Origin of the sequence: Tepidimonas sp. HKU78 (genome assembly GCF_049860815.1) — a bacterium.
Taxonomy (GTDB): domain Bacteria; phylum Pseudomonadota; class Gammaproteobacteria; order Burkholderiales; family Burkholderiaceae_C; genus Tepidimonas.
The window spans coordinates 725,837-739,674 of the sequence record NZ_CP187547.1; the positions used below are offsets into that span (position 1 = coordinate 725,837).

General features: G+C 66.8%; 11 protein-coding genes. All 11 read right to left on the reverse strand.

The window, feature by feature from the left end; all coding sequences use genetic code 11:
* Positions 1 to 17: 17 nt before the first annotated feature.
* Positions 18 to 1,331 carry a CmpA/NrtA family ABC transporter substrate-binding protein gene (locus ACPYIS_RS03580; protein ID WP_299018889.1) on the reverse strand — a complete coding sequence of 438 codons (1,314 nt, stop codon included), beginning with the start codon at positions 1,329 to 1,331 and terminating at the stop codon, positions 18 to 20.
* A gap of 311 nt (positions 1,332 to 1,642) precedes the next feature.
* Positions 1,643 to 2,608 carry an IS481 family transposase gene (locus ACPYIS_RS03585; RefSeq protein ID WP_424859349.1) on the reverse strand — a complete coding sequence of 322 codons (966 nt, stop codon included), beginning with the start codon at positions 2,606 to 2,608 and terminating at the stop codon, positions 1,643 to 1,645.
* Between the two features lie 106 nt (positions 2,609 to 2,714).
* Complete coding sequence (locus tag ACPYIS_RS03590) at positions 2,715 to 3,737, reverse strand: nitrate- and nitrite sensing domain-containing protein (RefSeq protein WP_424895069.1); 1,023 nt, start codon at positions 3,735 to 3,737, stop codon at positions 2,715 to 2,717.
* 125 nt (positions 3,738 to 3,862) lie between these two features.
* Positions 3,863 to 5,065 carry a 3-oxoadipyl-CoA thiolase gene (gene pcaF / locus ACPYIS_RS03595; RefSeq protein ID WP_299021719.1) on the reverse strand — a complete coding sequence of 401 codons (1,203 nt, stop codon included), beginning with the start codon at positions 5,063 to 5,065 and terminating at the stop codon, positions 3,863 to 3,865.
* A gap of 67 nt (positions 5,066 to 5,132) precedes the next feature.
* Entirely contained in the window at positions 5,133 to 7,178 is a 2,046-nt protein-coding gene (gene paaZ / locus ACPYIS_RS03600) for a phenylacetic acid degradation bifunctional protein PaaZ (protein WP_424860053.1), read from the reverse strand.
* Between the two features lie 20 nt (positions 7,179 to 7,198).
* A complete protein-coding gene (locus tag ACPYIS_RS03605; protein WP_299021716.1) occupies positions 7,199 to 7,960 on the reverse strand; it encodes an ABC transporter ATP-binding protein in 762 nt (253 codons plus the stop codon).
* Positions 7,957 to 9,840, reverse strand: a complete 1,884-nt coding sequence (locus tag ACPYIS_RS03610) for an ABC transporter permease subunit (RefSeq protein WP_424895068.1) — start codon at positions 9,838 to 9,840, stop codon at positions 7,957 to 7,959. Before ACPYIS_RS03610 ends, ACPYIS_RS03605 begins: the two co-directional genes overlap by 4 nt.
* Positions 9,837 to 10,862, reverse strand: coding sequence for a branched-chain amino acid ABC transporter permease (locus tag ACPYIS_RS03615; protein WP_424860051.1), 1,026 nt, complete (start codon positions 10,860 to 10,862; stop codon positions 9,837 to 9,839). Before ACPYIS_RS03615 ends, ACPYIS_RS03610 begins: the two co-directional genes overlap by 4 nt.
* Positions 10,863 to 10,966: 104 nt before the next feature.
* Complete coding sequence (locus tag ACPYIS_RS03620; RefSeq protein WP_424895067.1) at positions 10,967 to 12,115, reverse strand: ABC transporter substrate-binding protein; 1,149 nt, start codon at positions 12,113 to 12,115, stop codon at positions 10,967 to 10,969.
* 43 nt (positions 12,116 to 12,158) lie between these two features.
* Complete coding sequence (gene paaE, locus ACPYIS_RS03625) at positions 12,159 to 13,256, reverse strand: 1,2-phenylacetyl-CoA epoxidase subunit PaaE (protein ID WP_424895066.1); 1,098 nt, start codon at positions 13,254 to 13,256, stop codon at positions 12,159 to 12,161.
* A 26-nt stretch (positions 13,257 to 13,282) separates the two neighbouring features.
* Positions 13,283 to 13,837 carry a 1,2-phenylacetyl-CoA epoxidase subunit PaaD gene (gene paaD / locus ACPYIS_RS03630; protein WP_299021695.1) on the reverse strand — a complete coding sequence of 185 codons (555 nt, stop codon included), beginning with the start codon at positions 13,835 to 13,837 and terminating at the stop codon, positions 13,283 to 13,285.
* Between the last annotated feature and the right edge of the window lies 1 nt (position 13,838).

Genomic DNA, 13,838 nt, shown 5'->3' on the forward strand with positions numbered 1-13,838 from the left:
ACGTGCTCCCGGTGAAATCAGGCTTTGATGGCGAAGCTATCGGCGTACTTGGCAGGGTCTTTGCCATCCCATACCCTGCCGTCGATGAATTTGCTGCTGCGCAATGTGTCTTTGGGTACGCTGATACCCATGGCGGAAGCCACCGAACGATAGAGCTCGATTTGGTTGACCTGCTTGGCCACCGCGAGGTAATCGGGATGGCTGGTGAGCAAGCCCCAGCGCTTGTGTTGCGTCAAGAACCACATGCCATCCGACAAATACGGATAATTGACCTTGCCATCGTTGAAGAACTTCATGTGGTTCGGGTCGTCCCAGGTTTTTCCCAACCCATTTTGATAACGCCCAAGTATGCGCTGGTTGATCGTGTCGACACTGGTATTGACATACGCTTTTTGGGCAATCGTTTCCGCCATCTTCAGCTTGTTCGACAGGCTAGCGTCGATCCAGCGGCTGGCCTCGAGCACCGCCATCATCACTGCGCGTGTCGTGTTCGGGTATTTTTTTACGAACTCCGCCGTCGTTCCCAACACCTTCTCGGGATGATCGGGCCAAACATCCTGGGTGGTGTTGGCGGTGATACCAATGCCATCCATGATGGCGCGATGATTCCATGGCTCGCCGACACAAAAGCCATCCATATTGCCCACGCGCATGTTGGCAACCATTTGCGGCGGGGGCACGGTGATCGTCTTGACATCCCGAAACGGATGGATGCCATACGTCGCCAACCAGTAATAGATCCACATGGCGTGGGTACCGGTCGGAAAGGTTTGCGCAAAGGTATATTCACGTTTATTGGTGGCCATGTATTTGGCCAAGGACGGACCATCGATCGCGCCTTTGTCGGCCAACGCCTTGGATAGCGTGATCGCCTGGCCGTTGTGATTGAGCCCCATCAAAACGGCCATGTCCTTTTTGGGGCCGCCGACGCCCAGGTGGACGCCATAGACCAATCCATAGAGGACGTGGGCCATGTCCAGGTCACCGTTGACCAGCTTGTCACGCACGCCTGCCCAGCTTGCCTCTTTGGTGGGAACGATGGTGACACCGTACTTCTTGTCAAAGCCCAGCACGTTGGCCATGACGACACTGGCGCAGTCGGTGAGCGGGATGAAACCGATCTTGACTTCGGTTTTTTCCGGCGCATCCGAGCCGGCAGCCCACACCGGCAGATGGCCCAAAGCGGTAAATAGAGGGGCGCTGGTCAACGCTGCGCCTTGGCCGAGCCAGCGGCGCCGGGTGACACCCTGGGTTTGCGTGGCACCGTCGGCGACCTCGCGACAGGTGACGGACGACAACGCTGAAGACGAGTCGCGGGAAGGGGATGTCATGGTTACGGCTCCTGATCACTGATCAAAAAATTGGCACCCAAAACACGAACGGCGTCCGTCCCCTCAGGCAGGGGCCACTGCCAGGGCGAGGGACGCCGTTGTCCTCTCGATCGAACGCCACACTCGCAAAGCGTCCGTCGGCATTGACGGGTTTTGCGTTCGTTTGAGAATTAGCACAAAGCGTGCCAACCGATGCATGCCCCCCCGCTCAGAGGACAGACTGCGCGGCGGTTTTGTCGTGCGCTCGTCCGTCGCCGCCGGCGGCACTGCTGCGGTGCAACATAAGCACCAACGCAGTGCAGCGGGCCCCCCTAGTTGTCAGGTCCCGGACGATTACGTGGTTTGAAGATGAAAAGATCGGGGCGTTGAGCGTACCACTTTTTCAAGGCCTCCAGAGGTGTTATGTGTCCGATTGCCTTCTGGGGTAAATGATGGTTGTACAGCCAAACATAACGGGTCAAGGTAGTCTCGAGGTCCTCGGCGCTGTTGAAGTGATGGGTGGCAAGGACCTCGGCAATACGGCCGTTGAAGCGTTCGACCATGCCATTGGTCTGAGGGTGTCTGGGCTTGGTGAGGCGATGCTCGATGCCAAGGGCCTGGCAGAGCTGATCGAACTCGTGCTTCCCGGACGGTGCGCGCGCGCCTGAGGCGAAGAGGCGATCCGTGAACTCCTTGCCGTTGTCGGTGAGGATGTGCGTGATTCTGACCGGGCAGGTCTTGTGCAAGGCCTTCAGGAAGCTTCTGGCCGCGGCTGCGGTCTTGTTTGGCTTAATCTGGATGAAGACCCAACGGGTGGCGCGGTCAATGGCGACGAAGAGATAACGCCTCTGATGTTCGTCGGGCATCTGCGGCAGGTACTTGACGTCGATGTGCAGGTAGCCCGGCATGTAGGTCTTGAATGGCTTGGAAGCAGGCGCATCCTTGGCTTCACTGGGCAGTTGGGATAGGCCATGGCGCTTGAGCAGACGATACAGCCCAGAACGTGAGGCCCGGGGGTTGATGAACTCCCGTGTGACCACCAGCAGATCGTCAAGGGGTAGCTGGAGGGTCTTGCGCAGCTCCACCACCAAAAGCTCCTGCGCCGGGGTGAGCGTCGTCTGCAAACGATGCGCGGTATGCGGGCGATCTTCCACAAAGTCCCGACGCTTCCAGCGGCGGATGGTGTCTTCGGATACGCCCAACTCGGCTGCCAAGGCCGCAACCGACAAGGACGAGGACTGGATGTAGGCGCGGGTGGCGGGGGTTGTGGTGGCGTTTTTGTGTAGGCGAATAATCATGGTTGAGCGCTCCGGAGGTTGTCGATCAGCTCTCGCATCACTGCGCGACTAACGAAGAGTGCACGACGCGAAGGATCTATGCAATCGTCCGGAACCCTACACCTAGTTAGGCACCACCCGACGCCGAAATCCAGCGCGCGGCCGCGGCCAGCGAAATGCGTCGGTCCATGGCCAAGCGTCGTAGCGCTTGGTGCGCCTGCGCTTCGGTGGCCCCTTGATCGATCAAAACCGCCTTTGCATGATCGATCCAATGTTGGTCTGCCAAACGCTGGCGAAGGGTCCGCAGGTCCTCGATGGGGGCCGAGGGCGCAGCCGGTCGCCGCGCTTGAGGCGCTGACGCGGGCACGGAGCGCGGCGCCGCCTTCTCCGTCGGCTCCTCTGCGTTGCCCCAAGCGGCATGCCAACGCAACTCTTCTTCGTGAAGCGCATCGATGCGCTGCGTACACGCCTCGAACCACGACTGAATGGCGCGCGCGGGCTCGCGCGGGCAGCCGCCGACGCTGAGCAGTAACGCACGCCAACGTTGCAAGTCGGCCGTCCACGGGCCGTCTTCCCTGGCGGGCAGCGCTTGTGTGCGCACCAGTGCAGCGCGCAGCTCGTCCTGGCGCTCGATCAGCGCCGCTAGCCACTGACGCTGGCTGTCATCAACGGGACACTCCCCCAACAATGCGCTGCCCACCGCGCGCTCTTGGCCGCACAGCTCCTTGTACCGGATGAGGGTCAACCAAATCGCGACGCGTGCGGCATCGGCCGTCTCACCCAGCACCCAGCCCAGCTCGGCCTGGACGTGCAGCATGGACGCAATGGCGCTGGTCCAACGCGACGTCGCGGCTGGCCAACCCAGCGCACGGTCGTCAATCTGCAAGCGAAGCCCTTGCAGGGCCGCTTGCGCGCGCGCGATATCGGCCACCGCCCCCCAAAGGGCCGGCCACGCCGCCGCCACTGGCTGCTCGGCCAGCGCGTCGATCGCCTGTTGCCACTCCCGCCAACGGGCATCGGCATCGATGCGGGCACGGCGGACGCCCGCTCGTGCCTCCGGGTCAGCCACGGTGAGCCAGCGATTGCTCCAGCCCCGCTCGCGCTGCGCATGATGGACCCATTGCGCCGAGACGCCGATGGCCTGCAGCACGTGGCCGATCCAGTGCAAATGGGCCCGCTGCGCTGCGTGCATCCGCTCGCAGCAACGCAAGAAAAACGGTTCGTGATCGGGTGATGGCACACCGGTGAGTAAGCAACCGGCGTGCCATTCGGCATTTAGACCCGCTCCAGCACCAGCGCGATGCCCTGCCCCACGCCGATGCACATGGTGCACAGGGCGTAGCGGCCGCCGATACGGTGCAGTTGGTTGACCGCCGTCGTCGCCAGCCGCGCACCGCTGGCCCCCAGCGGATGGCCGAGCGCGATCGCGCCGCCGTTGGGGTTGACGCGCGGGTCGTCGTCGGCCAGGCCCAATTGGCGCAGCACGGCCAGCCCTTGCGCGGCAAACGCCTCGTTGAGCTCGATGACGTCCATTTGATCGAGCGTGAGACCGGTGAGGGCCAGGACCTTGCGCGTCGCCGGGGCGGGTCCGATACCCATGATGCGCGGCGGCACACCGGCTACCGCCATGCCCACCACGCGCGCGCGCGGCGTCAAGCCGTGGCGTACCGCGGCCGCTTCGCTGGCCAGGATGAGCGCACAAGCGCCGTCGTTGACGCCCGAGGCGTTGCCGGCGGTCACCGTGCCGTCCGGTCGCACCACGCCCTTGAGCTGGGCCAACGCCTCCAGCGTCGTCTCGCGCGGATGCTCGTCGCGGTCGACGACGATCGGCTCGCCTTTTTTCTGTGGGATCGTGACGGGCACGATCTCCTGTGCAAAGAAACCCGCGCGCTGCGCGGCGAGTGCCTTGTGCTGCGACGCCAGTGCCATGCGGTCCTGATCTGCGCGGCTGATGCCGAATTCGGCGGCGACGTTTTCGGCCGTCTCGGGCATCGAGTCGACACCGTAGCGTGCCTTCATGAGCGGGTTGATGAAGCGCCAGCCGATCGTTGTGTCGTAGATCGCGTTCTGGCGCGAAAAAGCGGTCTCTGCTTTGGGCATGACGAACGGCGCGCGACTCATGCTCTCGACGCCGCCGGCGATCATCAGCTCGGCTTCTGCGGTCTTGATGGCACGCGCGGCGGTACCCACGGCGTCCAGGCCGGAACCACACAAGCGGTTGACCGTCGCCCCCGGCACGTCGAGCGGCAGGCCAGCCAGCAGCGCCGCCATACGCGCAACGTTGCGGTTGTCCTCACCGGCTTGGTTGGCGCAGCCCAGGATCACGTCACCGACGGCACCCCAATCGACCCGAGGGTTGCGCGCCATGAGCGCCGCGATGGGGATGGCGGCCAGGTCGTCGGTGCGCACGCTGGACAAGGCACCGCCGTAGCGGCCGATGGGGGTGCGAACGGCGTCGCAAATAAAGGCATGGGTCATGCGGGACTCCCGAAGGCAGAAAAACGCCCGAACGGCGGTCAGGCAAGGGGACCGAGGCCAGCGCGCATCACGCGCGCTTGGCCACCAGCGTCAGGATGTCGTAGCTGGCCACCAGCTCGCCGCGCTGGTTGGTCACTTCGACGTCCCAGGCCACCACGCCTTGGCCGCGCCCTTGCGCGTCGGTTTTCTGGCGGTCGATCTTGCGCTTGCAGGTCAGGCGCGCCTGGATCGTGTCGCCGATCGCCACCGGCTTGACGAAGCGCAGCGTGTCCAGCCCGTAGTTGGCCAGCACCGGCCCTGGCGCGGGGGAGACGAACAGGCCCGCCGCCGCCGACAGCACGAAATAACCGTGCGCGATGCGCTGGCCGAACGGCGAATCCTTGGCGGCGATGTCGTCGAAGTGCATGTAGAAGTAGTCGCCCGACAGGCCGCCGAAGGCGACGATGTCGGCCTCGGTGACGGTGCGCCGGTGGGTCAGCAGGCTCTCGCCCACGCGCAGGTCCTCGAAATGGCGGCGGAACGGGTGCACATCGGTCTCGATGCGCGCCGCGCCGCGCACGTACTCGCCGCTGATGGCGGCCAGCATGGTGGGCGAACCCTGCACCGCGGCGCGCTGCAGATAGTGCTTGACGGCACGCAGGCCACCCAGCTCCTCGCCGCCGCCGGCACGCCCGGGGCCACCGTGCTTGAGGTGCGGCAGCGGCGAGCCGTGGCCGGTGGACTCCGGCGCAGCCTCGCGATCCAGCACCAGCAAGCGGCCGTGCCAGGCGGCCGCCACGGGAATCGCCCGGGCGGCGATCTGGGGGTCGCGCGTGACCAGCGTGCCGACGAGGCTGCCGCGCCCGCGGGCGGCCAGCGCCAACGCTTCGTCGAGGTCATCGTAGGGCAGCAACGTGCTCACGGGCCCGAAGGCCTCCACGTCGTGCACCGCGTCGTGGCGGTGCGGGTCGCGGCTGCACAGCAGCGTGGGCGGAAAAAACGCCCCCTGCTCGGTGCCCTCGCCCACGGGCGCAAAGTTCGGCCCACCGTCCCACACCACCTCGGCACCTTGGCGCAACAGCGCCACGCGTTCGGCCACGTCGCGCTGCTGCGCGTGTGACGCCAGCGCACCCATGCGCACCGCCTCCAACGCCGGGTCGCCAACGACCACCTTGGCCAAGCGCGCGCACAGGCGTTCGGCCACCGCATCCAAATACCGCCGCGGCACCAGCGCACGGCGGATGGCGGTGCACTTCTGCCCCGCTTTGACCGTCATCTCGCGCACCACTTCCTTGACATAGAGGTCGAACTCCTCGTCGTCCGGCGTCACGTCGGGCGCCAGGATGGCGCAGTTGAGCGAATCGGCCTCGGCGTTGAAGGGAACGGCATGCTGCACCAAGTGGGGGTTGGCGCGCAGCCGCGCTGCCGTATCGGCCGAGCCGGTAAACGTCACCACGTCGCAGCCTTGCAGGCGGTCGAGCAGATCACCCGTGGCGCCGATGACGAGCTGCAGCGCACCCGCGGGCAGTAGGCCGCTGTCCATGATCAGGCGCACCAGCGCTTCCGCCAGGTAGCTGGTCGCGGTGGCCGGTTTGGCGATGCAAGGCATACCGGCCAAAAACGTTGGCGCAAACTTCTCGAGCAACCCCCAGACGGGGAAGTTGAACGCGTTGATGTGAACCGCCACACCACCGCGCGGCACCAGAATGTGGGTACCGGCAAAATGCCCCTGCTTGCCCAGTGGCACCACCGGCCCCTCGTGCCAAAGATTGCCGCTGGGCAGTTCGTTGCTGCCCAGGCTGGCGTAGGCAAACAGCGTGCCGATCCCGCCCTCGATATCGATCCAGCCGTCGGCGCGCGTGGCACCCGTGTGGGCGGACCAGGCATAGAGCTGCTCCTTGCGCTCGGTCAGAAACTTCGCCAGCGCCTTCAGACACGCCGCGCGCTGCTGGAAGTCAAGCCGAAGCAGCGCGGGCACGGCGCGGCGGCCGTGCTCGAGCGCTTCGGCAAAATCGATCGCCTCGGCATGGGTGGCGGCCACAGGCGCGCCGTTGACGGCACTGCGCAGCACTTGGCTGGGAGACTGGCCGATCCAGCGGCCGGCGATGTGGCTTTGCAAAACGGGAGGGTTCATGGACAGCGGCAACGAAAGGTTCAGGAAGCGGCGGGCGCGGCGGCGCGCTGGCCACCGAGTCCGAGATAGGTTTCGATGATGCGGCGGTCGTGCAACAGGTCCTCCGCGTCGCCTTGTAGCGCCACGGCGCCCATCTCGAGCACGTAGCCCCGGTCGGCGATCTGCAGCGCCGCGCGCGCGTTTTGCTCGATCAGCAGCACCGACACACCCACCTCGCGCAGACGCGCGACGGTGCTGAGCACCTCGCGCACGATCAACGGCGCCAGCCCCAGCGAGGGCTCGTCGAGCATCAGCAGCCGCGGCTTGGCCATCAACGCACGGCCGATGGCCAGCATCTGGCGCTCCCCACCCGACAACGTGGCTGCCATCTGGGCACGGCGCTCGCGCAGGCGCGGGAAGATGGCAAACACCTCTTCCATGCGCTCGCGCTGGGTGCGGTCGCCACGGCGCCAGCGCGCGAATCCGCCCAGCAGTAGGTTGTCCTCGACCGACATCTCGCCAAACAACTCGCGCTTTTCGGGCACCAGCGCCACTTGGCGCGCGACCATGCGCTCGACGCTGGGGCGGGACACCACCGTACCCTCGACGGCCAGCGTGCCGCGCGAAGGCAGCAGCCCCATCGCGGCATTGAGCAGCGTGGTCTTGCCCGCACCGTTGGGGCCAATGACGGTAACGATCTCGCCCTCGTGCACATCCAGGTCCACCTGGTGCAGCGCCTCTACCGGGCCGTAGGACACGCAAAAGCCGCGCAGCTGCAACAGTGGGGTCCTGAGCGCGGTCATGCGGCATCTCCCGCGGGCAGATCGTCACCCAGATAGGCCGCCAATACGCGCGGGTCGCGCTGCACCTCGGCCGGGGTGCCACGCGCGATCACGGTACCAAAGTCCAGCACCGTGATGCGGTCGGCCAGGTTCATGACGAATTCCATATCGTGCTCCACGATCAGGATGCCGAGGCCCTCACGGCGCAACTGGTCGAGCAGGCGCGCCAGCGCCTGCTTCTCCAAATGGCGCAGGCCGGCTGCCGGCTCGTCGAGCAACAGCAGCGCAGGCTGCCCCGCCAGCGCGCGCGCAATCTCGACGATGCGCTGCTGCCCCAGCGGCAGCGAGCCGGCCGGTGTCTCCGCATGCTCGGCCAAGCCGCAGCGCTCGATCTGGCGCATCGCCTCGGCCAGCAACGCGGCCTCCTCACGCCGATCCAGACGCAGCATGCTCGCCAGCCAACCGCTTCGGCCCCGCAGATGGGCACCCAGCGCCACGTTGTCGAGCACGCTGCGCTGACCCAACAGCCGCACGTGTTGAAACGTGCGGCCCAGCCCGCGCGCGGCGAAGGCCCGCGAGGGCTGCCCCGTCATCGGCTCGCCCAACAGTCGCACCTCGCCCTCGGTCGGATCGTCCACGCCCGAGATCATGTTGAAAAACGTACTCTTGCCCGCGCCGTTGGGGCCGATCAACGCGTGCACCTCGCCGGCGCGCACATCGAGCGAGACCTGCGCGTTGGCCACCAGGCCACCGAAGCGCTTGGTTACCTCGCGCGCCTCGATGAGCACGGTGCCGGGCGGCGGCAGTGCCCGGCTCGGCAAGGCCGTGGGCGCAGGAAGCCGCCGCGGTGTCGGCCGCACCCCCAGGCGCTGCGCCCAACCGGCGAGCGTCGGCCACAGCCCGTCGGCGTAGCGCTGCAGCACCAGCATCATCAGCAGGCCAAAGACGATGATTTCGAAATTGCCGCTCATGCCAAACAACTTGGGCAGCCAGTCCTGCAACTGCTCTTTGAGCAGCGCAATCAGGGTCGCGCCCAGCACCGCGCCCCACAGGTGGCCCGATCCGCCGACCACGGCCATGAACAGGTATTCGATGCCGATGTTGAGGTTGAACGGCGTCGGGTTGACGAAGCGCTGCAGGTGCGCGTAGAGCCAGCCCGACAGGGCGGCGAGCAGCGCCGCCAGCACGAACACCCGGATGCGCTGGCATGCGGTATCCACGCCCATCGACTCGGCCATCAGGCGCCCGCCCTTGAGGGCACGGATGGCGCGCCCCTGACGCGAGTCGAGCAGGTTGTGCGCCGCCCAAATCGCCAGCAACAGCACCGCCCAAATGACGATCCCGAGCGCCCGCGGGTCGGCCAGCGACCAACCCATCACCGTCAGCGGCGGAATGCCGGTCAGCCCGGTGTGCCCCCCCAGAAACGCGAGGTTGCCGAACAAAAAATACAGGCTCAAGCCCCAGGCGATGGTGGCCAGCGGCAGGTAGTGCCCGCCCAGGCGCAGCGTGACCGCCCCCAACCCCCACGCCACCAGGAGCGTGAGCACCAAGCCCAGCGCCAGCCCGACCCAGGGCAGCGCCTCGGCAGGCACGCCCGACAACGCCGCCGCCACCTCGGGCGCGGTGCACACCCAGGCGGTGGCGTAGGCGCCCAACCCGACGAACGCGGCTTGGCCAAACGAGGTCATGCCCCCGACCCCGGTCAGCAGCACCAGCCCCAGCGCGACCAGCGCGTGCAGACCGATGTAGTTGAGCAGCGTGACCGTGAAGTCGGGCAGCGCTCCCCAAGCGGCGGCCAGCGCGAGCACGAAGCCGACCGTGACCCGGCGCGGGGTGAGCAGAGGCGCGGACGTCGGCACCGACGCGCCGGTGGTGGTCGTGGTGGACTGGGGCGCACTCATTCCTCATCCTCCACATGGTGGCTGCGCAGCGAACGCCACAGCAGCACCGGAATGATCAGCGTGAACACCAGCACCTCCTTGAACGCGCTGGCCCAAAAGGACGCAAAGGCCTCGAGCTGCCCCACCAGCACCGCCCCCAGCAGCGCCACGGGGTAGCTGGCCAGCCCGCCGATGATGGCGGCCACGAACCCCTTGAGGCCAATCAGAAAACCGGTGTCGTAGTAGATCGTGGTGATGGGCGCGATGAGCAGGCCCGAGACCGCGCCGATGAGCGCCGCCAGCGCAAAGCTCACGTCGCCCGAGAGCTCGGTCGGGATGCCCATCAGGCGGGCGCCGACGCGATTGATGGCGGTGGCCCGCAGCGCCTTGCCCAGCAGCGTGCGTTCGAAGAAAACGAACATCGCCCCCACCAATGCGACCGTCACCCCCAGCACGACCAGTGACTGGCCACTGACGGGAATGCCGCCCAGCTCGAAGCGCGCCTCGGAAAACGCTGGCGTGCGCGAGCCTTCGGCACCGAAAAACCACAACCCCAGCCCCATGAGCACACCGTGCAGCGCCACCGACACGATCAGCAGCACCAGCACCGTGGCGTGCGCCAGCGGCCGAAACGCGAGGCGGTAAATCAGTGGCCCCAGTGGTGTGACGACCAACAGCACGGTCAGCGCCTTGCCCAGCAGCGACTCCGGCCGCCACCACACCGCCAGCGCTGCCAGCACGGGCAACACCCCGCACCACAAGGCGGTAGACCACCAGTCCACCGCCGCACCGCGCTGCAGGCGCCACAGCTCCAGCACCAGCGTCACGGCCGCCAGCGTCCACAGCAGCCACAGCGTGGCCGGGGTGCCGCCGGCCTGCAGCACCGCCATCGTCAGCGCGCCGTAGGCCACGAGTTCGCCCTGCGGCACGAAGATCACCCGCGTGACGGAAAACACCAGCACCAACGCCAGCGCCATGAGCGCGTAGATGGCGCCATTGATGATGCCGTCTTGTGCCAGAAAGAGCGCGATTTGCCCATCCATGCGGTCATACCCCACCACCGGACGCGCGCGGCGTCGGCTTGGTCAGCGATAACGAGGAGGGCCGCACCGGACGCGTGGCGCGCGCCCGGCGCGGCCGGCGAGCGTCAGGGCTGGTACTTCCAGGTCCCGTTTTCCACCTTGACCATGACACGGGCACGCTGGTCCAGCCCCAGGTGGTCGGTGGGCGACATGTTGAAGATGCCGTGCGCGCCGGCCACGTTCTTGACGTTTTCCAGCGCATCGCGCAGGGCGGCGCGGAAGGCCGGGGTGCCGGGCTGGGCTTTTTTCAGCGCTTCGGGCGCCGCCGCGGCCAGCAGCAAGCCGGCATCCCAGGCATGGCCACCAAACGTGCTGACCGTTCCCTTGCCATAGGCGGCCTCATACGCCTGAACATAGGCCAGCGCCGATTTCTTGACCGGGTGGTCGTTGGGCAACTGCTCCGCCACCAGCACCGGGCCTGCGGGCAGGAAGGTGCCCTCGCAGTCTTTGCCGCACACGCGCAGGAAGTCGTTGTTGGCCACGCCGTGCGTCTGGTAGATCTTGCCGCCGTAGCCGCGCTCCTTGAGCGTCTTTTGCGGCAGCGCGGCCGGCGTGCCCGAGCCCGCGATCAGCACGGCATCCGGGCGTGCCGCGACGATCTTGAGCACCTGGCCCGTCACCGACGTGTCGGCGCGGTTGTAGCGCTCGTTGGCCACGATCTGCAGTTTCTTCAAACCTGCGGCCTTGACGAACTCCTGATACCAGCCCTCGCCATACGCGTCGGCAAAGCCGATGAAACCCACCGTGCGCACGCCGTTGTCGGCCATGTGGCTGGCGATCGCCAGCGCCATTTGGATGTCGTTTTGCGGTGTCTTGAACACCCAACGCCGCTTGGCGTCGACCGGCTCGACGATGCGCGCCGACGCAGCCATCGAGATCATGGGCACCTGCGCCTCCGCGACCACGTCGATCATGGCCAACGAGTTGGGCGTGATGGTCGAGCCGATGACGATGTCGACTTTGTTCTCGCTGATGAGCTTGCGCGTGTTGGTGACGGCCGCGGTGGTGTCACTCGCGTCGTCGAGGATGATGTAATTGACCTTCTGTCCGGCGATGGTTTTGGGCAGCAGGCTGAAGGTATTTTTCTCGGGGATGCCCAGCGAGGCCGCGGGGCCGGTGGCCGAGACGGTGACGCCGACGTTGATGTCGGCCCAGGCGGCCGCTGACAGGCCGACGGCAGCCAGCAGGGTCAACAAGCGTTTGGGCAAAAGCATGGGAGGTCTCCTCTGGTTGGGGTGGGGTCAAAACGGTCGGGTATCAGCGCTCGTCGAAACTCAGCACCAGCCGCTCGGTGGCGGCGTGCGCCTGGCAGGTCAGCACGAAGCCGCGCGCCACCTCATCATCGGTCAAGCCGAAGTTCTTGTCCATGGTCACGCGGCCCTCCAATACCCGCGCGCGGCAAGTGCTGCACACGCCGCCCTTGCACGAATACGGCAAATCGAGCCCCGCCTCCAGTGCGGCGTCGAGCACGGCCTCACCAGCGGCGATCGGCACCTCGTGCTGCTTGCCGTCGAGCACGATGGTGGCGTGCGCCGCGGTGTGCTGCGGGCGGCGCTGGCCCGCGGCGTCGATGTCGGCCTGCACCTTGGCGGCCTGCGCGGCACCGGTGGTGAAGCGCTCGGTGTGGATGCGCTGCGGCGGCACCCCGGCGGCGAGCAACGCCTGCTCGGTGGCCTCGATCATGGCCTCGGGGCCGCAGATGAACACCTCGTCCATGCTGGCGGCGGGCAGCAGGGCGTCCATGATGGCGCGTACCTTGGGGCCATCGAGCCGCCCTTGCAGCAGATCGACCTCTTGCGCCTGGCGCGATAGCACGTGGATCATGGTGAAGCGATCCGGGTAACGATCCTTCAGGTCCTGCAGCGCCTCGTTGAACATGATGGTGGCGGTGCGCCGGTTGCCGTAGACCAGCGTGAACTTGGCCTGCGGCTGCTCTTCCAGCGTGCTGGCGGCGATCGACAAAATGGGCGTGATGCCCGAGCCGGCCGCAAAACCCACGCGGTGCAAGGCGCGCGGGCGCTGCACGGTAAAGCGCCCTTGCGGCGGCATCACCTCCAGGCGCTGGCCCGGGCGCAACTGGGTGGCCGCCCAGTTGGAAAACCGTCCCCCCTGCACCGGACGGATGCCGATTTCCAGCTCGCCCTCGCGCGCCAGGCGCGAGCGCGGACAGCAGATGGAATAGTTGCGGCGCAGCTCCTCGCCGTCCAGGCGGGTGCGCAGCGTCAGGTACTGGCCCGGCTCGAAACGAAAGGTCTCGCGCAGCGCGGGCGGAATGTCGAACGCGACCGCGACCGATCCTGCGGCCTCAGGGCTGACACGCTTGACGGTGAGTTCATGGAATTGGGCAACGCTCATGCCACCCTCGGCAGTCGTTAAAGGGGTCAATGGGGCTTGAAATGGTCGAACGGCTCGCGGCAATCGAGACACTGGTACAGTGCCTTGCACGCCGTGGAGCCGAAGCGCGAGACTTCGCGCGTGTGGGTCGAGCCGCAGCGCGGGCACGCGACGGGCTCGGGCGCGCGGGGCACCAGGCGCACGACGTGCTCGCTCGCCGTCGCACCCGTGCCCGCGCCGTCAACGCCACAGCGGCCGGGGGGCGCGATGCCGTAGGCGCGCAGTTTTTCGCGCGCGGCATCGCTCATCCAGTCGGTGGTCCAGGCCGGGGCCAGCTGCGTCGTCACGCGCGCGGGCACGCCCAAGCGTTGTAGCGTGGCGCGCACATCATTGGCGATCTGCGCCATGGCCGGACAGCCGCTGTAGGTGGGCGTGATCACCACTTCGACCAATGACGGGTCGTCGGCGGCCGGCCGCACGTCGCGCAAGATACCCATCTCCGCCAGCGTGACGACGGGGATTTCGGGGTCGGTCAGCGCGTCGAGCGCCGCGCGCACACGGGCGAGCACCCCGGGAGCGACGGGAGCGACCGCGGTAGTCATC

Bases quoted from the DNA above. Each gene is read 5' to 3' on its own strand.
- ACPYIS_RS03605 (WP_299021716.1), bottom strand. From the start codon at position 7,960: ATGACCGCGCTCAGGACCCCACTGTTGCAGCTGCGCGGCTTTTGCGTG.
- ACPYIS_RS03620 (WP_424895067.1), bottom strand. From the start codon at position 12,115: ATGCTTTTGCCCAAACGCTTGTTGACCCTGCTGGCTGCCGTCGGCCTG.
- pcaF (WP_299021719.1), bottom strand. From the start codon at position 5,065: ATGACCCATGCCTTTATTTGCGACGCCGTTCGCACCCCCATCGGCCGC.
- paaD (WP_299021695.1), bottom strand. From the start codon at position 13,837: ATGACTACCGCGGTCGCTCCCGTCGCTCCCGGGGTGCTCGCCCGTGTG.
- ACPYIS_RS03615 (WP_424860051.1), bottom strand. From the start codon at position 10,862: ATGGATGGGCAAATCGCGCTCTTTCTGGCACAAGACGGCATCATCAAT.
- paaZ (WP_424860053.1), bottom strand. From the start codon at position 7,178: ATGAACCCTCCCGTTTTGCAAAGCCACATCGCCGGCCGCTGGATCGGC.
- ACPYIS_RS03585 (WP_424859349.1), bottom strand. From the start codon at position 2,608: ATGATTATTCGCCTACACAAAAACGCCACCACAACCCCCGCCACCCGC.
- ACPYIS_RS03610 (WP_424895068.1), bottom strand. From the start codon at position 9,840: ATGAGTGCGCCCCAGTCCACCACGACCACCACCGGCGCGTCGGTGCCG.
- paaE (WP_424895066.1), bottom strand. From the start codon at position 13,256: ATGAGCGTTGCCCAATTCCATGAACTCACCGTCAAGCGTGTCAGCCCT.
- ACPYIS_RS03580 (WP_299018889.1), bottom strand. From the start codon at position 1,331: ATGACATCCCCTTCCCGCGACTCGTCTTCAGCGTTGTCGTCCGTCACC.